Source organism: Embleya sp. NBC_00896, assembly GCF_045207785.1.
GTDB lineage: Bacteria > Actinomycetota > Actinomycetes > Streptomycetales > Streptomycetaceae > Embleya.
This window is the reverse complement of the sequence record NZ_CP108776.1, coordinates 2,922,067-2,939,724: the sequence shown is the minus strand read 5'-3', so window position 1 is coordinate 2,939,724 and position 17,658 is coordinate 2,922,067. Positions and strand designations below refer to the sequence as shown.

Here is a 17,658-nt window from a genome sequence, read left to right as displayed (position 1 = left end):
ATTCGGTCCGCGGCACACGTCGCACGCGGGCCCCGACCGTCGATCGAGCCGACCGACTCACGCCGGCCGAACTCGCGGCGCCGACCGGGCACGACTAGATCGGTCGGAACGGGGTGTGGGGGGAACGGCTCCGCTCCCGGCTCACGAAGGCGTCTTGGGGAAGTAACGCCGGAGTGGTTCGGGAACGGCGGTCCGAGGGGTGAACGCCGGGGGGCGTTGGGGGGATCGCAGGCGAGAGGGCGGGGCAGCGCGCACGGGGCGGGAAAGGTGGGGGTCGGGGGCGACTCGGGGAGAGAGGTAGTCGGTCACGAACGGCGGCGGGCCGGTGGATGACGATCCACCGGCCCGCCGCCGCGTGCGCGCTCGGACGCCCGCCCGCCCGCGCTCGGCCTCAGCCGACCGGCGGGGCCGGCTCGGGGGTGAACGTCACCGGCAGCCGTTGCAGGCCGCGCATGATCAGGCCGCCCCGCCAACGCAGTTCGGCCGCGGGTTGGGCGAGCCGGACGTCCGGCAATCGCCGCAGCAGGGTGCCGATCGCGATCTGGCCTTCGAGCCGGGCCAGCGGCGCGCCGATGCAGTAGTGGATCCCGTGCCCGAACGCGAGGTGCTGGTTGTCCGCCCGGGCGGGATCGAGCACGTCGGGATCGGTGAACCGGCGGGGGTCGCGGTCGGCCGCCGCGAGCACGACGAGTACGGGCTCGCCGGAGGGGATCCGGGTGCCGCCGATCTCGACCTCGGTGGTGCTGAATCGCCACGTGGCCACCTCGACCGGGCCGTCGTAGCGCAGCAGTTCCTCGACCGTGGGCGCGAGCAGCGCGGGGTCGGTCCGCAGGGCGGCGCGCTCGGGCTCGTGCGTCAGCAGCGTCAGCAGACCGTTGCCGATCAGGTTGACGGTCGTCTCGAAGCCGGCGAACAGCAGGATGAAGGCCATCGCGGCGGCCTCGTCCTCGGTCAGGTGCTCGCCGTGGTCGCTCGCCCGGATCAGGCCCGAGATCAGGTCGTCGTCCGCGTCGGTGAGGGTCGCGCGCTTGCGGTGGATCAGCTCGGCGAGGTAGGTCCGCATGTGCCGCACCGCGCGGGCTACTCCGCCGCGCGGACCCGAGCCGTGCCGGATCATCATCCCGGCCCAGGTCCGGAAGTCCTCCTGGTCCTCGTCGGGCACACCGAGCAGGTCGCAGATCGCGTAGATCGGCAGTGGGAACGCGAAGTCGTGGATGAGGTCGGCCTCGCCCGTGCGCGCGAAGTCGTCGAGCAGCCGGTCCGCCAACGCCTGGACGCGCGGCCGGAACTCCTCGGCCCGGCGCGGCGTGAACGCCTTGGACACCAGCCGGCGCAGCCGCGTGTGGTCCGGCGGGTCGAGGTTGAGCAGGTGCGCGCCTACCCCGGAGCGCTGCTCGCCGGGCACGCCGACCTTGCCCTGCTTCCAGGCCTGCTCCGAGCGGCGCGGGTCCTTGCTCAGCCGCGAGTCGGCCAGCGCCTGCTTGGCGTCCGCGTACCGCGTGACCAGCCACGCCTCGACGCCGCTGGGGAGCGTGGTCCGGTGCACGGGGGCGTGCTCGCGCAGGTGCGCGTAGGCCGGGTAGGGGTCGGCGACGAACTCCCGGGTGAACAGCGCGGGCCCGTCCGGTACGGCGTGCGCGGGGCACCCCGTCGAGTCGTCGGTCACCGCTGTGCGGTCCGCGCCGCGCGCAGTCCCTTGATCCCGAGCCAGCCGATCGCGTTCCCGGCCGCGAACGAGACGATCGTGAGCGCGAGGTGGATCAGGAAGAAGGCGGTCGCGCCGTCGTTCCAGGACCGGTCGTCGGCCCAGATGTTCTTGAGGAAGTTCGGCCACAGGATCCAACTCCAGATACCGAACAACACCAGACAGGCGGAGATCCCGCGGCCGATCCTCAACGCGTAGCACCCGTTCCTCGGTCAAAGCTTCAGTAAATTTGCCCCGGTTCAGTATGCGGCGGCGCGGCCGCCCGACCACAGCCGGGGGCCGCCGATACGCTCATCACATGTATGACTGGTCTCGGGCTTCTCGGAAGCCGGCCGCGCTTTGCGCCTCCGCGCTCGCCCTCACGCTGGCTTTCGCTCCGGTCGCCTCGGCGGCCCCGGCCACCGAGGAGCCGCAACCGCCATCGCCGATGTCGGATGTGGGCGGGCAGCGCCTGGCCCAGCCGGGTGTGCAGAGCGATCTGCCCGCGGGCGTACCGCCGTTGCCGGCGGTCGAGGGCTACGCGTGGCTGGTCGCGGACGCCGACACCGGCAAGATCCTGGCGGCCAAGAATCCGCACTGGAAGCTGCCGCCGGCGAGCACGCTGAAGATGCTGTTCGCGGACACCGTCCTGCCGAAGGTCGACCGCAACGCGACCCACCTGGTGACCACGGCCGAGTTGAAGACGGTCGGCGAGGGCAGCAGCCTGGTCGGGATAAAGGAGAACGAGACCTACAAGGTCGAGGACCTGTGGCGCGGCGTCTTCCTGCGGTCGGGCAACGACGCGGTGCATGTGCTGTGCGCGATGAACGGCGGCGTGGCCACGACGGTGCAGCAGATGAACGAGCGGGCCAAGCAGCTCCGGGCGGGCGACACGAACGTGGTCTCGCCGGACGGGTACGACGCGCCGGGCCAGGTCTCCAGCGCGTACGACCTCGCGCTGTTCGCCCGCGAGGGGCTCAAGAACGCCGACTTCAGGTCCTACGCGGCCACGAAGGTCGCCGACTTCCCCGGCGTCGCGGGCGCGAAGTTCCAGATCCAGAACACCAATGCGATGCTCGGCGAGTACCCGGGGATGCTCGGCGTCAAGAACGGCTACACGACGAACGCCGGGAACACCTTCGTCGGTGGTGCGCAGCGCGACGGGCACACGCTGCTCGTGAGCATCATGCACGTCGAGGGCAAGGGCAAGACGTACGAGGAGACCCGGAAGCTGCTGGACTGGGGCTTCGCGGCGCTCTCGCAGGCCAAGCCGATCGGCAACCTGGTCGACCCGATCGGGGCGCCGAGTACGAAGAAGGACGACAAGGGCGCGAAGCCGGGCGGGGCCGGCGACGGCACGACCACCAAGGCGGCTTCGTCCGCGGACGGTGACGCGTTCAACTGGGGGCTGTGGGCGGGGCTCGGGGTGCCGGCCGCGTTGGTGTTGGGTGGCGGCGTGCTCTTTGCCTTGCGGCGACGTGAGGGGAATTCGGGCGTCAGGTTCGAGGACGACGCATAGTTGCCGTCGGCTTGTGGCCGCTTGGCCTCAAGCGCCGGCCGGGCCGGCTTGACCTGGCCTTCGGCCGAGGTGGCCTCAAGCGCCGGCCGGGCTGGAGTTGGCTTGGTCTTGGGGGGTTGGCCTTTAGCGCAGGGCGGGCCGAGTTGGCTTGGTTTTTCGGAGTGGTGGGTCAGGTGGGTCGCGGGTGAAGCGTTCGAGGAGGATGGCCAGGGTTGCGGCGCCTGCGATGGTGAGGCTGTAGGTGCGCATGGGGTGGGTCGGTTTTGTGGGTGGGGTGGGGTTCGGCTCGGTGGGTGCCTGTTCGGCTGCGGCGGCCTCCCTGTCCGCGGCCTCCTGTGCGTTCGCCGTCCACGCGGCGCAGAACAGCAGCAGTCGGACCACGAAGTAGATCCACAGCAACAGCGCGACCGGAACGCCGAACGCGCCGTACGCGCTCTTGCCCGCGACGCCCGCGATGTACCCGGACACCAGCAGCTTCAGCAGTTCGAAGCCGATCGCCCCGATCAGCGCACCCTTGACCGCGACGCCGCGGTTCATCGTCAGCCGCGGCATGCCGACGAGCAGGTACAGGAACAGCACCAGGCTCGCGCCGACCGCCACCGCGAACGCGACGATCTGCAACAGGATCCGCCCCGCCGGCCGATCGTCCAGGCCGATCGAGTCGGAGATCTGCCGGATCACGATCGTGGCGAACGCGGACGCGCCCACCGACAGCGCGAGCGCGAAGCCGAGGCCGATCAGCACGCCCACGTCGGCGACTTTGCGCACGATCGCGTTGCCGGGGTCCTCGTCCCGATCCCAGATCGTGCGGATGGAGGAGCGGGTCGCGTCCACCCAGCCCGTGCCGGAGATCAACAGCAGCACGCCGCCGATCAACCCGACCGCGCCGGCGTTGCGCACGAGCGCGTCCAGGTCGAGCTTGTCGGCGATGCCGGGGACCTGCTCGGAGATCTTGTTCTGCATCCGCTCGACCTGCGACGCGTCGAGCGTGGCGGCCACCACGGCCGCGGCGAGTGTGATCAGCGGGAACAGCGACAGGAAGCCGTAGTAGGTCACCGCCGCCGAGAGCCGATTGCCCTGCCGGTCGCCGTAGCGCGAATACGCCCGCCACGTGGGGCCGATGACCGGGATCCTCGCCAGTCGCTCCTTGATCGCCACGGGTGACTGCTGCCCAACCGACGGCCGACCCACACGCGACTCCGCTCCGTGACGTCCGCCCGACCGAAAGGACGTCACGGAGAGCGGACCTCACACGGGCAGGGGACCTGGCAACGACTGGCCGAACGCGAAGTCACGCTGCGGGCGCCACACCCCGTCGGCGCCGTGCTCGTAGAGGCTGAACCCCCAGATCGGGAAGACCGCGTCGTAGTCCACGAGTTCCCTGAAGGCGTGGTCGAGCACGTCGTCGGGCAGATGGTGGGCGATCGTGACGTGCGGGTGGTAGGGGAAGTGCAGTTCGCGCGCGAGCGGGCCCGACCGCACCGTGGCCTCGATCCGCTCGCAGTCCGGGATGCCGCGCGCGACCTGGACGAACACGACCGGCGAGGTCGGCCGGAACGTGCCGGTGCCGCGCAGGTGTATGTCGAACGGGTGCTCGGCGGCGGCGACCGCGCGCAAATGCTCCTCGACCTCGGACATCGCCTCGTCGGCCACCTCGGTCGGCGGCAGGAGCGTCACGTGGGTCGGGATGGCGTCCGCGAGCGGATCCCCGAACCCGGCGCGGCGGGCCTGCAACTCGCTGCCGTAGGGCTCGGGGATCGCGATCGATACGCCGATGGTGCGCTTCGCCATGTGGTGCGCCTCAGACTCCCGTCAGGCCGGTCACCGGGGGCAGGAAGCCGACGCGGTCGTACGTCCTGGCAAGGGTCTCCGACGCCACCGCGCGGGCCTTCTCCGCGCCGCGGGCGAGCACCCTGTCCAGCTCGGTCGGATCGTCCAGGTAGGCGTTCACGCGCTCCTGGAAGGGCGTCACGAACTCGACGAGCACCTCCGCCACCTCCTTCTTCAGGTCGCCGTAACCCCTGCCCGCGAATCGCTCCTCCAACGCGGTGATCGCGGTGCCGGAGAGCGCCGAGTGGATCGTGAGCAGGTTGGACACGCCCGGCTTCCCGGTCTCGTCGAAGCGCACCTCGGTGCCGGTGTCGGTGACCGCGCTGCGGATCTTCTTCGCGCTGACCTTCGGATCGTCGAGCAGGTTGACGATGCCCTTGGGCGCCGAGGCCGACTTGCTCATCTTGATCGTCGGGTCCTGGAGGTCGACGATCCGGGCCGTCTCCTTGACGATGAACGGCTTGGGGATCGTGAACGTGTCCCCGAACGTCGTGTTGAAGCGCTGCGCGATGTCGCGCGTCAGCTCCAGGTGCTGGCGCTGGTCCTCGCCGACCGGGACGGCGTCGGCCTGGTAGAGCAGGATGTCGGCGACCTGGAGGACCGGGTACGTGAACAGGCCCACGGTGGTGCGATCGGAGCCCTGCTTCGCGGACTTGTCCTTGAACTGGGTCATCCGCGCGGCCTCGCCGAAGCCGGTCACGCAGTTCATGATCCAGGCGAGCTGCGCGTGCTCGGCCACGTGGCTCTGCACGAACAGGGTGCACCGCTCGGGGTCGAGGCCGACCGCGAGGAGCTGCGCGGCCGAGACCCGGGTGCGCTCGCGCAATTCCTTCGGATCCTGCGGAACCGTGATGGCGTGCAGATCGACTACGCAGTAGAAGGCATCGTGGCTGTCCTGGAACGGGACCCACTGACGGATCGCACCCAGGTAGTTGCCCAGGTGGAACGAATCCGCGGTGGGCTGGATTCCGGACAGAACACGGGGACGCGTCGATGCCATGTCCCCATTCTCTCAGGCGCGTGGGGCTGCTTCGCTCAGGGGAGCCGCGCGGCCCCCACGCCGGGCGCACAACAAAGCGCGCGAGCGCCCATGCCGACACGCAACGATCGTGCGGTGGTGGACAACGCAGCCGCCTTTACGCTGCCCGAACCGCGATCTAGGCTGGGCAAGGCCGACACAGAGGGTCGCCGACCGCACATCCACGGTGACGATCGGGCTCGGTCTTCACTGCACGGCACGGTCGGCGTGGCCCGGAAACCCCGAGCGCACGCCCGCCGCCGCCGTCCGCGAGAAGGGGATATCGCGTGCGCCTCACCTCGTGCTGCGGTCGATCGGGCCGCTCCGACCGGCGGTCGGAGCGCATATCGCCCGGAGTCGAGCGCGCACGGGTGCCCCGGCAGCGTCGGCGCGGTTTCGTCGCGCCGCGCGCGGCCGAGCTGCGGCACTTCGTGATGTGTCCGCCGGTGTTCCCGCGTACGGCCGCCACCGCGACCGACGGAGCGTTCGGGCACGAGGGCGGATCGGCGACCCCGATGGGCCAGTGGGAGCATCTGCGCCGGACCCTGATCGCGCTCGGCCACCGGGTCAGCCTGGTCGCGGGCCGCCCCGGCCTGCCCGACATGGTCTTCGCCGCGCGGGCCGCGACCGTCGTGGGCGATCGGGTGCTCGGCGCACGGCACCGCTCGGCGTGGCGCAACGCCGAGACGGCGGCCTATCTGGGCTGGTTCGCCGAACGCGGCTTCCGGAGCCGTCTGGAGCCGGTGTTCGCGCACGAGGGCGAGATCGACCTGATCCCGGCCGGCCCCCGACTGCTCGCCGCCGTCGGACCGTTGACGGAGCCGGCCGCGCACGCCGAGGCGGCGGCGTTCTTCGACCTGCCGGTGGTCCCGCTCGAACTCGCCGACCCGCGTTTCCCCGCCCTCGGGTCGGCGCTGACGGTGCTCGCCGAGCACACCGCGGCCTACTACCCGGGGGCGTTCACGCCGACCGCGTTGCGCCGGCTGACCCGGGTGTTCCCCGAGCGGATCGAGGTCGACGAGGCGGACGCGCTCGCGCTCGGCCTCGACGCGGTGTCCGACGGCCGCAGTGTCGTGCTCGGCGATACGACTCCCGCGCTCGCCACCCGGCTCGCCGGTCGCGGTTTCCGTACGATCGAGCTGGACATGTCGGCATTCGCGGCCCATGGCGCGGGCGCGCGCAGTTGCGTGCTGGAACTTCGCGCCGATCGTTGACGAGACGCGGGCCCGGGTATCTCCACTGCACACCCCGGTACGGTTTGTCCCCCATACCCGATTCCCGTGCCTTCGTACGTTTCCCCGGTTCTTCGATTCCTCGGTTCCCCGGTCTTCCCCGAAAGGACGTCATGAGCACGCAGCACGCGCCCGTACCCTCCCCCCAGCACGAGGCCGGTGTCGGCCGCACGACCGGCCCGGGAGCCGCGAGCACTCGACTGATCGAGCTCGCCGAGCACTACAGCGCGCACAACTACCACCCGCTGCCGATCGTGGTCGCGGAGGCCCACGGGGCGTGGATGACGGATGCCGAGGGTCGGCGCTATCTCGACATGCTCGCCGGATACTCCGCGCTCAACTTCGGGCACGGCAACGCGCGCCTGATCGACGCCGCGAAGCGGCAGCTCGACCGGGTCACGCTGACCAGCCGCGCGTTCCACAACGATCGCTTCGCGCCGTTCTGCGAGCAGCTCGCACAGCTCGCCGGCATGGAGATGGTGCTGGTCATGAACACCGGCGCGGAGGCGGTGGAGACCGCGGTCAAGACCGCCCGCAAGTGGGGCTACGAGGTCAAGGGCGTTCCGGACGGACAGGCCAGGATCGTCGTCGCGGCGGGCAACTTCCACGGCCGCACGACCACGATCGTGAGCTTCTCCACCGACGAGGAGGCCCGCCGGCACTTCGGCCCGTACACGCCGGGCTTCGACATCGTGCCGTACGGCGACGCGGCGGCGCTGCGCGCGGCGATCACCGGCGACACCGTGGCGGTGCTGCTCGAACCCATCCAGGGCGAGGCCGGCGTGCTCGTCCCGCCGCCCGGCTACCTCGCCGAGGTGCGCCGGATCACCGAGGAACGCGACGTTCTGTTCATCGCCGACGAGATCCAGTCCGGCCTGGGTCGCACGGGCCGCACGTTCGCCTGCGAGCACGAGGGCGTCGTGCCGGACATGTACATCCTGGGCAAGGCGCTCGGCGGCGGCATCGTGCCGATCTCGGCCGTGGTGTCCTCGCGCGACGTGCTCGGCGTGTTCGCGCCGGGCGAGCACGGCTCGACCTTCGGTGGGAACCCGCTCGCGTGCGCGGTGGGTCTGGAGGTGCTGGAGATCCTGCGCTCCGGCGAGTTCCAGCAGCGCTCGGCCGAGCTGGGCGACCACCTGCACCGCGAACTCGCCGCGCTGGTCGGCCACTCGGTGGTCACCGTGCGCGGACGCGGGCTGTGGGCGGGCGTCGACATCGACCCGGCGTACGGCACCGCGCGCGCGGTGTCGCAGGCGTTGATGGACCGCGGTGTGCTGGTCAAGGACACCCACGGCCAGACGATTCGGATCGCCCCGCCGCTGGTGATCTCGAAGGAGGACCTGGAGTGGTCGCTGGACCAGCTGCGCGCGGTCCTGGGCTGATCTTCGAGGCGGCGCGAGCACCGTCGCGTCCTTGCCGCGGGACCCCGCCGGAGGTCGGCGGGGTCCCGCGGCGTGCGGTACGCGGTAGTTCGAGGTCGGGTCAGTCGGCGAGCACGCCGAGGTCGATCTCGCGGAGGCGGTCCGGGTCCGCGATCACGTCGATCCCGGTGATCCCGTCGTCCGTGACGGTGAAGCAGAGCACCAGGAACAGCCGTCCCCGGGGGGCCATCACGAGCCCGACCGTGCCGTCGATCAGCGCCGGTCCGGTGAACCGGGCCCGGCCCATGGCGGCCATCGCGCCCTTGGCGACGGTGTGGGCCCCCAGGATCACGACGGGTTCGAGGGTGGGGCCGACCGCGGGGTCGGCTCGGAGCACCACGTCGGGATGGAGCAGCGCGACCAGCGCCTCGAAGTCCCCGCCGCGGGTGGCGGCCAGGAAGGCGTCGACGACCACGCGCCTGCGGGTCGGGTCGGTGTCGGGCGCCGGGGTGCCGCCCTTGACCCGGCGGCGGGCGCGGCTCGCGAGCTGGCGGGCCGCGGCCGGGGAGCGCTCGAGCATCGGGCCGATCTCGTCGAAGGGCACGGCGAACATGTCGTGCAGCACGAAGGCGAGCCGCTCGGCCGGTGCCAGCGTGTCGAGCACCACCAGCAGCGCCAGCCCGACCGAGTCGGCCATCAACGCTTCCTGCTCGGGGTCGGCACCCTCCTCCTGACCGAAGGTCGGGTCGGGCGCGTGCGCGTCCAGCGGATCCTCGCGTCGCGTCTCGCGCGAGCGCAGCATGTTCAGACACACCCGGGCCACCACCGTGGTCAGCCACCCGGTGAGGTTCTCGACGCCTTCGGTGCCGGCCCGACTGGCGCGCAGCCAGGTCTCCTGCACGGCGTCGTCGGCCTCACTCGCCGAGCCGAGCATCCGGTAGGCCACCGCTCGCAGGTGAGCCCGGTCTTCCTCGAAACGCTCCGCCGACCATGCGTGCTCGTGCATCGATGACATTCCTCTTTCGCGCGGTGTCACAAGAAACGTAGACCCCGGAAAACCGGGCGACGCGACCGGGAGACCACCACCCGGTCCGCACGACTCCCGGAGCACGTCACGACGACGACCATCGAGGTCACCGGTGGCACGGGCACGCCGCGGGTGGGCCGACCCGCCATCGTCGGATCGACGGGACTCGCCATCGGGTCGCCCGCGGGCCGACCGGATCCGCCTCCGGCCGCACGAGCGACGAGGGGCCGCCCCGGCGGGACGGCCCCTCTCGTGTGCGACGCGTGTGTGATCGGCTCGACGCCGGGTCACGAGCTCCGGCGGCCCACCAGCCGGGGCTTGGGTTCGATGCCCGACAGGCCGTTCCAGGCCAGGTTGACCAGGTGCGCCGCGACCTCCGCCTTCTTCGGGCGGCGCACGTCCAGCCACCACTGCCCGGTCAGCGCGACCATGCCGACCAGCATCTGCGCGTACATCGGCGCGAGCTTCGGGTCGTAGCCCCGCGACTTGAACTCGAGCCCCAGGACGTCCTCGACCTGCGACGCGATGTCGCTGATCAACGAGGCGAACGTGCCCGTGGACTGGGCCACCGGCGAGTCCCGCACGAGAATGCGGAAGCCGTCGGTGTTCTGGTCGATGTAATCCAGGAGGGCGAACGCGGCCTGTTCGAGGAGTTCCCGCGGATGCCCTCCGGTCAGCGCGCTGGTCACCATGTCAAGGAGCGCGCTCGTCTCACGGTCGACAACGACCGCGTACAGCCCTTCCTTGCCTCCGAAGTGTTCGTAGACCACCGGCTTCGAGACGCCCGCCTTGTGGGCGATCTCCTCGACACTCGTCGCGTCGTAGCCACGCTCCGCGAACAGTGTTCGACCGATGTCGATCAACTGCTCCCGGCGCTCTTTTCCGGTCATGCGCACACGACCGCCGCCGCGCGGTGCACTCCGCCTGCTGCTCTCGGTCACTGCCCCATCATGCCGCGCGGCGAGCCGCGACCCGTTCCCGGTCCGGCCAACGCACATCCGAGACCCAGCCGAGCTTCTCCATCCAGCGAATCGCGCGTGCGCTGCTGTCGAGCTGACCGCGCAGAACGCCGTGGCGCGCGCTGGTCTGATCGGCGTGGTGCAGGTTGTGCCACGACTCGCCCATCGAGGGGATCGCGAGCCACCACACGTTGCCCGAGCGGTCGCGGGACTTGAACGGGCGCTCGCCGACCGCGTGGCAGATCGAGTTGATCGACCACGTCACGTGGTGCAGCAGCCCGACCCGGACCAGCCCGGCCCAGAAGAACGCGGTCACCGCGCCCTGCCACGACCACGCCCACAGGCCGCCGACCAGCGCGGGCGCACCGAGCGAGATCGCCACCCACATCGGGAACTGGCGGGACACGCGCACCATGTCGCGGTCCTTGAGCAGGTCGGGGGCGTACTTCTCCTGCGAGGTCTGCTCGACGTCGAACAGCCAGCCCATGTGTGCCCACCACAGACCCTTGACCAGCGCGCCCACGCTCGTGCCGTAGCGCCACGGCGAGTGCGGGTCGCCCTCCTTGTCGGAGAACCTGTGGTGCTTGCGGTGGTCGGCGACCCACCGCACCAGCGGCCCCTGGACGGCCATGTTGCCCGCGATCGCGAGCGCGATCCGGACCGGGCGCTTGGCCTTGAACGACCCGTGCGTGAAGTAGCGGTGGAACCCGATCGTGATGCCGTGGCCGGTGATGGCGTACATCACGGCCGCGAGCACGACGTCGTGCCACGACAGGCCCCAGCCCCACGCGACCGGCACCGCGGCCAGCAGTGCGACGAACGGCACACCGATGAAGAGCGCGAGCGCGATCTGCTCGGCGAAGTGCTTGCGCTCTCCGCCGAGCGTCCCGCGCGAGGCGGGGCCGGCGTCGCTCTGGGCACGCTCGTCTTCGAGCACGCCGGTGCCGGGAGAAGGGGTCATAAGGGTTCCCTCGCATGTCGGGGGCAGGCACGCTACGACTCCGTAACCTACGGAGCCGTAAGTTCCGTCAGTATGGCAGGTCATGAGCGGAAAGTGAGGTCTCTGCACAGGTCACTGTCGGTTGCGCAAATCCCTTGTACCGAACGACTTCCCGCCCCGCTCGGACGCATGCGTGAGCCGAGCGGGCGACCGCCGGTCGGCCGCCGGTCGGACCGTGGGCGACCCGTCGGCGGGAAACGGCGGGGTCGCACCGCGATTCCCGGCCGACTCGGCGGGGGGTTATTCGCGCACGGAACGCCGAGGGGCCGGCATAGTAGGTGCCGTGAAATCGGGTCGAGCCCGCTGCTCAGGCGATATGCCCGATTCATTCCGCTATGGTGTAACTCGGCAGCACGCGGGGTTTTGGTCCCCTTGGTCCAGGTTCAAATCCTGGTAGCGGAGCCTTTGGGCAGAGATGGTCGCAGTGGCGCGTGGAGCCTCCGCGCGGCGGCGCTATCCTCGTAGGGCCCGGTTCGTTCGGCTCGGCTTCGTCGTGCCGTCATTTCGTTTCTCCGGAGTCGGCCTTCGGAGTCATCGGGCGTCCCCCGCCAGCGAAGCCGAGGAGCCTTGCTCTGTGAGCCCCACCCGCCCGGCTGCCGTCGTCGTACTTGCTGCGGGTGAAGGCACCCGCATGCGTTCCAAGACCACACCGAAGGTGCTGCACGCCCTGGCCGGTCGGGCCATGGTCGGGCACGTGGTCGAGGCCGCCCGACGACTGGATCCCGAAGACCTGATCGTCGTCGTCGGCCACGGCCGCGACAAGGTCGCCGGCTACCTGGGCGACCTTGACCCGGCCGCCCGGGTCGTCGTCCAAGAGCAACAGAACGGCACCGGCCATGCCGTCCGCGTAGCGCTCGAAGGGCTCGCGGCGGACAACCGGGAGCCGGACGGTGTGGTCCTGGTCACATGCGGGGACACCCCGCTGCTGACCTCGGACAGCCTCGCCGCCCTGGTCGCCACGCACGCGACCGAGGGCAACGCCGTCACCGTCCTGTCGGCGGTCGTCCCCGACCCCGCCGGCTACGGCCGGATCGTCCGCGAGAACACCCCCGACGGACGCGGCGCGGTCACCGCGATCGTCGAGCACAAGGACGCCTCGCCCGCGCAGCGCGCCATCACCGAGATCAACTCCGGTGTGTACGCCTTCGACGGCAAGCTGCTGCGCGAGGCGCTGACCCAGATCACCCCGCACAACAGCCAGGGCGAGGAATACCTCACCGACACGCTGCACGTGCTGCGCGAGGCGGGACACCGCGTCGGCGCCGCCGCCGCCGTCGACCACCGCGAGATCCTGGGCGTCAACGACCGGGTCCAGCTGGCCGAGGCATGTCGGGTCTTCAACGACCGCCTGGTCGAGGCCGCGATGCGGTCCGGCGTCACCGTGATCGACCCCGCGACGACGTGGATCGACGTGGACGTGACCTTCGAGCCGGACGCGATCGTCCACCCCAACACCCAGCTGCACGGCGCGACCAGCATCGCCGCCGAGGCCGAGGTGGGCCCCAACTGCACGCTGCGCGACACGGTCGTCGGCGAGCGCGCCCACGTGTACAACACCACGAGCGAGGGCGCCGAGATCGGCCCCGAGGCCACCGTGGGTCCGTACACCTACCTGCGGCCCGGCACGCGGCTCGCCCGCAAGGCCAAGGCCGGCGGCTTCGTCGAGATGAAGAACGCCGTCGTGGGCGAGGGATCCAAGGTGCCGCATCTGTCCTACGTGGGAGATGCGACCATCGGAGTAGGCACCAACATCGGCGCGGCCACGGTCTTCGTGAACTACGACGGTGTGAACAAGAGCCACACGGTGGTCGGGGACCACGTGCGGGTGGGCAGCGACACCATGCTGGTCGCCCCGCTCGAGATCGGCGACGGTGCCTACACGGCCGCCGGATCGGCGATCACAGAAGATGTCCCGCCCGGTGCGATGGCGGTGGCGCGGGGGCGCCAGCGCAACGTCGACGGGTGGGTTGCACGCAAACGCGCGGGTACGGCATCGGCGGAAGCCGCCGAACGCGCGCTCGCGGCTGCGCAGGGCGTCGCGGGGGACGTGCGGGAAACGGCCGGGCCGAACGACGGTTCTGCCGAGGCGAATGGCAAGGAGACGGTGCTGTGAGCGGGATCAAGGTGACGCCTGAGCGCAAGCTCATGCTCTTCACGGGCAGGGCCCACCCCGAACTTGCGAAGGAGGTGGCCTCGGAGCTCGGTGCGGATCTCGTTCCCACCAAGGCCTTCGAGTTCGCCAACGGGGAGATCTACGTACGGTTCGAGGACTCCGTACGAGGTGCCGACGCGTTCGTGATCCAGAGCCACACGGCTCCGATCAACACGTGGATCATGGAACAGCTGATCATGATCGACGCGCTCAAGCGGGCCTCCGCCAAGCGCATCACGGTCATCGTTCCGTTCTACGGCTACGCCCGTCAGGACAAGAAGCACCGCGGTCGCGAGCCGATCTCGGCCCGGCTGATGGCGGACCTGTTCAAGACCGCCGGCGCCGACCGGCTGATGGCCGTGGACCTGCACACCTCGCAGATCCAGGGCTTCTTCGACGGTCCGGTGGACCACCTGTTCGCGCTGCCGCTGCTGGCCGACCACGTCGGCAAGCGGGTGGACCGCGAGCGGCTCACGGTGGTGTCCCCGGACGCCGGCCGCGTGCGGGTGGCCGACCAGTGGACCGACCGCCTCGGCGCCCCGCTGGCGATCATCCACAAGCGTCGCGACCCGAACATCGCGAACGAGGTGACCGTCCACGAGGTCGTCGGTGACGTCACCGGCCGCACGTGTGTGCTGGTCGACGACATGATCGACACCGGTGGCACGATCTGCGCCGCCGCCGACGCGCTGTACGACAACGGCGCCGCCGACGTGATCGTGGCCGCGACCCACGCGGTCCTGTCCGGCCCCGCCGTGGACCGGCTGAAGAACTCGCGCATCAGCGAGGTCATCGTCACCAACTCGCTGCCGATCGAGGAGGCGCGTCAGTTCGACAAGCTGACGGTGTTGTCGATCGCCCCGATGGTGGGCCGCGCGATCCGCGAGGTCTTCGAGGACGGTTCGGTCACGAGCCTGTTCGACGGCCACGGCTGAGCATCACGCACCGATCGGGGCGCCCGCCGACCCCGATAGCTTGCGCCTGACAGGTCTCAACTCACGTACGCCGCCCCGCCGTTCGGCCGGGCGGCGTACGTGCGTCCACGCTCGGATCGGACTGTTTTGCGTCGAATGGGGGGCGCACTGTCCCTCGTTCGAGTGGTGCTTCGTCCGACCCGATTTCGGGGTGACGTAGAAGAGCGGGTAGGCTAACGGGGTTGCCCGGCGAGGGATGCGCGCTACTTGCTCCGTGATCGACGCGGTAGTTGTGTGTCGTGTGCTCCTCAAAGGCTATTCAGGGGACCCGGTGCCACTCGGGCACCATACGGACCGGCTCCGACGTTGATCGTCGGGAATCTGTTCGCATTACGGGGACCCCGCCCCGCCATCCGCCACCGCGTCGTTCGAGGAGTACCCGTCGTGTCCGAGGTCCGTATCGTCGCCGAGCCGCGTTCCGAGTTCGGCAAGGGTGCCGCCCGTCGCGCCCGTCGCGCGGGTAAGGTGCCGGCCGTCCTCTACGGTCACGGCTCCGCTCCGCTCCACCTTGCGCTTCCGGGCCACGAGCTCATGCTCGCGCTCAAGACCCCCAACGTCCTGTTCTCGCTGGACATCGACGGCAAGGCGCAGCTCGCCCTGCCCAAGGATGTGCAGCGTCACCCGATCAAGCGCCACCTGGAGCACATCGACCTCCTGATCGTCACGAAGGGCGAGACGGTCACGGTCGAGGTTCCGGTCACCACGGTCGGCGAGATCGCCCCGGGCGGTCTGCTGGAGACGGTCGTCACGGCGCTCCCCGTCGAGGCCGAGGCCACCGCGCTTCCCGAGAAGATCGAGATCGACGTCACCGGCCTGGAGCCGGGTCACTCGGTCCACGCCAAGGACATCACGCTTCCCGAGGGCACCGTCCTCGCGGGCGACCCCGACGCGGTCATCCTGCACATCCTCACGCCGTCGGCTCCGGAGCCGACCGCCGAGGAAGCCGCGGCCGAAGCCTGATTCGGTCCGTTGTCGTAGGACGAACGCGGGGACAACAGCATCATGAGTGAGTCGCAGGCCCACGCCGGCACGGAGAACAGTCCGTGGTTGGTCGTGGGCCTCGGCAATCCCGGCCCCGAGTACGCCGGGAATCGCCACAACGTCGGGTTCATGGTGGCCGACCTGCTCGCCGAGCGGGACCGGTCGAAGTTCAAGGCGCACAAGTCGCGCGCCCAGGTGGTGGAGACCCGGATCGGACCGCACCGCGTGGTGCTGGCCAAGCCGATGTCGTTCATGAACCTGTCGGGCGGCCCGGTGACCGCGCTGCGCGACTTCTACAAGATCCCGATCTCGAACATCATCGCGGTCCACGACGAGTTGGACGTCGACTTCGGCGTACTGCGGCTCAAGCGCGGTGGCGGCGACAACGGGCACAACGGCCTGAAGTCGATCACCAAGTCGCTCGGACCCGACTACCTGCGCGTGCGATTCGGCATCGGGCGTCCCCCGGGCCGGATGGACGTCGCGGCGTTCGTCCTCAAGGACTTCTCCGCGACCGAGCGCAAGGAGTTGGCGTTCGAGGTGGACCGTGCGGCCGACGCGTGCGAGGCGCTCGTCCGCGAGGGCCTGGAACGGGCGCAGAACGCGTTCAACACCTGAGCGTCCCGGCAGCAGTCGCGAAAGGGCGGTGTCCCCACGGGGATACCGCCCTCGGCGCGTTCTGGCCGGCTACCAGCGCCCGTCGTCGCGGATCCGGACCGGTGCGTGTCCCAGGATCAGCGTGCTGATCGCGGCGTCCATCGACGAGCCGATGAACCACTCGCCGGTGTGGTCGAGACCGAACACCCGCCCGCCCGGGTCGATCGCCAGATAGGCGCTGCCGCCGTCCTCGTCGCCCAGGGGCGCCAGCGGCGTACCCAGCGCGCGGCCCAGGTCGGTCAGCGTGCGCGGCAGGTGCAGACCCCGCGTGGGGTCGATCGTGAACGGCCGGCGGATCACGTCCTTGCCGGCGCCGTCGATCGCGAAGTGCATCGTGCCGAACTCGGCCCACGCCTCCAGCGCCGCGGGGAACACGCTGTGCCGATGCCCGTCGGGCGACTCGTGGTCGCTGATCTGGCGTGCCCACGTCTCGGCCTGGGTGAGGCGGCGACGGCCTGCCGTCCAGCCGGCCCGCTTGAGTTCGTGGATCACGTCGGAGGAGAAGCGGGACACGTCAGCCGCTTTCCGTCGGCGTCACGCCGAAGTGGTCGAGCATCGGCGCGCAGGAACGACACGGCGGTTGATACGTGTCGTGGTGCGGGTCGCCGTCCTCACGGATCCGACGCAGCGTCAGCTTGGCGCCCTTGAGCGAACGCCGGGCCTCCTGCACCGTGAACGGCCGCCTGGCCGCGCGCTTGCTCCGCGTCGCCTCGGCCTCGAAGAGGTGCTCGGACACCAGTTCGACCTCGGGGCACCGGCCCCGCCAGCGCTCGCGCGCCTCGGCCGGGAGCGCCACCAGGAAGTCCCGCACGAGCGGGTGCGGGGTCGGCACGGTGTCGCCCTTGGCTCCCGCGCGGGTCCGGACCCGCTTGCCGACGAACAGCGCGGCCGCCACGGCCGGGAGGATGCTCTCGCGGGTCGCCCGCGCCCTGCTCGGCTCCGGTACCTCGGGATCGACCGGCTCGGTCTCCGGATCCGATTCCGCCGTACGTTCCTTCGCCAGTGTCGTCGTCGGAGTACCCGCGGCCACGTGGCGTTCCCTTCTCGTTCATCGCCGCTTCGACGCGGCGATTCTGCGCCGGCGCCGTACTGCCGGCGCCCTGATCGGTGACTGTGCGTGTAACAGCGTGCCAAACCCCTTTGCGGCACGTGCAACCGGGACACCGCGGAAGATCCTCATCGCCCTGTCGAGACAGTGGATTTCCCGGTTGACCCGCGGCGAACGGGAACGGGCGCTAGCTTCGTTCGGGTGGGGGTGCCGTGC

Annotated in this window: 17 protein-coding genes and 1 tRNA gene; 8 read left to right on the top strand and 10 right to left on the bottom strand. The window is 70.4% G+C overall.

Annotated features, from left to right (window positions below; translation table 11 throughout):
- Window positions 1–391 precede the first annotated feature (391 nt).
- Window positions 392–1,666 carry a cytochrome P450 gene (locus tag OG928_RS13125; protein ID WP_406283296.1) on the bottom strand — a complete coding sequence of 425 codons (1,275 nt, stop codon included), beginning with the start codon at window positions 1,664–1,666 and terminating at the stop codon, window positions 392–394.
- Window positions 1,663–1,896, bottom strand: coding sequence for an SCO4848 family membrane protein (locus OG928_RS13120; protein WP_406283294.1), 234 nt, complete (start codon window positions 1,894–1,896; stop codon window positions 1,663–1,665). Before OG928_RS13120 ends, OG928_RS13125 begins: the two co-directional genes overlap by 4 nt.
- A gap of 107 nt (window positions 1,897–2,003) precedes the next feature.
- Between OG928_RS13120 and OG928_RS13115 the strand changes: the two genes are divergently transcribed.
- On the top strand, window positions 2,004–3,203 hold the full coding sequence (locus tag OG928_RS13115; protein WP_406283292.1) for a D-alanyl-D-alanine carboxypeptidase family protein: 1,200 nt from the start codon (window positions 2,004–2,006) through the stop codon (window positions 3,201–3,203).
- A gap of 123 nt (window positions 3,204–3,326) precedes the next feature.
- Here the strand turns inward: OG928_RS13115 and OG928_RS13110 are convergent, their stop codons facing one another.
- From OG928_RS13110 to trpS, 3 genes are all read right to left on the bottom strand, one after another.
- Complete coding sequence (locus OG928_RS13110) at window positions 3,327–4,361, bottom strand: YihY/virulence factor BrkB family protein (RefSeq protein WP_406283290.1); 1,035 nt, start codon at window positions 4,359–4,361, stop codon at window positions 3,327–3,329.
- Between the two features lie 90 nt (window positions 4,362–4,451).
- The gene (locus tag OG928_RS13105) at window positions 4,452–4,994 is read right to left on the bottom strand and encodes a 2'-5' RNA ligase family protein (RefSeq protein ID WP_406283288.1); all 543 of its coding nucleotides are present in this window, start codon (window positions 4,992–4,994) and stop codon (window positions 4,452–4,454) included.
- Between the two features lie 10 nt (window positions 4,995–5,004).
- Window positions 5,005–6,033: a tryptophan--tRNA ligase gene (trpS, locus tag OG928_RS13100; RefSeq protein ID WP_406283286.1), complete on the bottom strand. Its 1,029-nt coding sequence runs from the start codon at window positions 6,031–6,033 to the stop codon at window positions 5,005–5,007.
- Window positions 6,034–6,422: 389 nt separating this feature from the next.
- Here trpS and OG928_RS13095 point away from each other — a divergent pair, with 389 nt between their 5' ends.
- On the top strand, window positions 6,423–7,265 hold the full coding sequence (locus tag OG928_RS13095; protein ID WP_406283284.1) for a dimethylarginine dimethylaminohydrolase family protein: 843 nt from the start codon (window positions 6,423–6,425) through the stop codon (window positions 7,263–7,265).
- 131 nt (window positions 7,266–7,396) lie between these two features.
- Window positions 7,397–8,665 carry an ornithine--oxo-acid transaminase gene (rocD, locus tag OG928_RS13090; RefSeq protein WP_406283282.1) on the top strand — a complete coding sequence of 423 codons (1,269 nt, stop codon included), beginning with the start codon at window positions 7,397–7,399 and terminating at the stop codon, window positions 8,663–8,665.
- Window positions 8,666–8,765: 100 nt separating this feature from the next.
- On the opposite strand, the gene OG928_RS13085 is transcribed toward rocD, so the two are convergent.
- The 3 genes from OG928_RS13085 to OG928_RS13075 all read right to left on the bottom strand — a co-directional run bounded on the left by OG928_RS13085 (window position 8,766) and on the right by OG928_RS13075 (window position 11,591).
- The gene (locus OG928_RS13085) at window positions 8,766–9,650 is read right to left on the bottom strand and encodes a sigma-70 family RNA polymerase sigma factor (RefSeq protein ID WP_406283280.1); all 885 of its coding nucleotides are present in this window, start codon (window positions 9,648–9,650) and stop codon (window positions 8,766–8,768) included.
- A gap of 308 nt (window positions 9,651–9,958) precedes the next feature.
- Complete coding sequence (locus OG928_RS13080) at window positions 9,959–10,561, bottom strand: TetR family transcriptional regulator (RefSeq protein ID WP_406283278.1); 603 nt, start codon at window positions 10,559–10,561, stop codon at window positions 9,959–9,961.
- Window positions 10,562–10,619: 58 nt separating this feature from the next.
- Window positions 10,620–11,591, bottom strand: coding sequence for an acyl-CoA desaturase (locus tag OG928_RS13075; protein ID WP_406283276.1), 972 nt, complete (start codon window positions 11,589–11,591; stop codon window positions 10,620–10,622).
- Window positions 11,592–11,959: 368 nt separating this feature from the next.
- Between OG928_RS13075 and OG928_RS13070 the strand changes: the two genes are divergently transcribed.
- The 5 genes from OG928_RS13070 (at window position 11,960) to pth (ending at window position 16,355) form a co-directional block, all read left to right on the top strand.
- Window positions 11,960–12,032: transfer RNA gene (locus OG928_RS13070), tRNA-Gln, on the top strand.
- Window positions 12,033–12,204: 172 nt separating this feature from the next.
- Window positions 12,205–13,743, top strand: coding sequence for a bifunctional UDP-N-acetylglucosamine diphosphorylase/glucosamine-1-phosphate N-acetyltransferase GlmU (glmU, locus tag OG928_RS13065; RefSeq protein ID WP_406283274.1), 1,539 nt, complete (start codon window positions 12,205–12,207; stop codon window positions 13,741–13,743).
- Window positions 13,740–14,717 (top strand): ribose-phosphate diphosphokinase, encoded by a 978-nt coding sequence (locus tag OG928_RS13060; RefSeq protein WP_406283272.1) that lies wholly within the window; start codon window positions 13,740–13,742, stop codon window positions 14,715–14,717. The genes glmU and OG928_RS13060 overlap by 4 nt, the downstream gene beginning before the upstream one ends.
- Window positions 14,718–15,140: 423 nt before the next feature.
- Window positions 15,141–15,716: a 50S ribosomal protein L25/general stress protein Ctc gene (locus tag OG928_RS13055; RefSeq protein WP_406283271.1), complete on the top strand. Its 576-nt coding sequence runs from the start codon at window positions 15,141–15,143 to the stop codon at window positions 15,714–15,716.
- Between the two features lie 42 nt (window positions 15,717–15,758).
- Window positions 15,759–16,355 (top strand): aminoacyl-tRNA hydrolase, encoded by a 597-nt coding sequence (gene pth, locus OG928_RS13050; protein ID WP_406283270.1) that lies wholly within the window; start codon window positions 15,759–15,761, stop codon window positions 16,353–16,355.
- A 69-nt stretch (window positions 16,356–16,424) separates the two neighbouring features.
- Here the strand turns inward: pth and OG928_RS13045 are convergent, their stop codons facing one another.
- Both OG928_RS13045 and OG928_RS13040 read right to left on the bottom strand, forming a co-directional pair.
- Window positions 16,425–16,907 (bottom strand): SUKH-3 domain-containing protein, encoded by a 483-nt coding sequence (locus OG928_RS13045; RefSeq protein ID WP_406283268.1) that lies wholly within the window; start codon window positions 16,905–16,907, stop codon window positions 16,425–16,427.
- Window position 16,908: 1 nt separating this feature from the next.
- The gene (locus tag OG928_RS13040) at window positions 16,909–17,424 is read right to left on the bottom strand and encodes a YwqJ-related putative deaminase (RefSeq protein ID WP_406283266.1); all 516 of its coding nucleotides are present in this window, start codon (window positions 17,422–17,424) and stop codon (window positions 16,909–16,911) included.
- Between the last annotated feature and the right edge of the window lie 234 nt (window positions 17,425–17,658).

Coding starts and splice junctions, on each gene's coding strand:
- OG928_RS13115 (WP_406283292.1), top strand. CDS start 2,004: ATGTATGACTGGTCTCGGGCTTCTCGGAAGCCGGCCGCGCTTTGCGCC.
- OG928_RS13105 (WP_406283288.1), bottom strand. CDS start 4,994: ATGGCGAAGCGCACCATCGGCGTATCGATCGCGATCCCCGAGCCCTAC.
- trpS (WP_406283286.1), bottom strand. CDS start 6,033: ATGGCATCGACGCGTCCCCGTGTTCTGTCCGGAATCCAGCCCACCGCG.
- rocD (WP_406283282.1), top strand. CDS start 7,397: ATGAGCACGCAGCACGCGCCCGTACCCTCCCCCCAGCACGAGGCCGGT.
- OG928_RS13085 (WP_406283280.1), bottom strand. CDS start 9,650: ATGCACGAGCACGCATGGTCGGCGGAGCGTTTCGAGGAAGACCGGGCT.
- OG928_RS13080 (WP_406283278.1), bottom strand. CDS start 10,561: ATGACCGGAAAAGAGCGCCGGGAGCAGTTGATCGACATCGGTCGAACA.
- OG928_RS13075 (WP_406283276.1), bottom strand. CDS start 11,591: ATGACCCCTTCTCCCGGCACCGGCGTGCTCGAAGACGAGCGTGCCCAG.
- pth (WP_406283270.1), top strand. CDS start 15,759: ATGAGTGAGTCGCAGGCCCACGCCGGCACGGAGAACAGTCCGTGGTTG.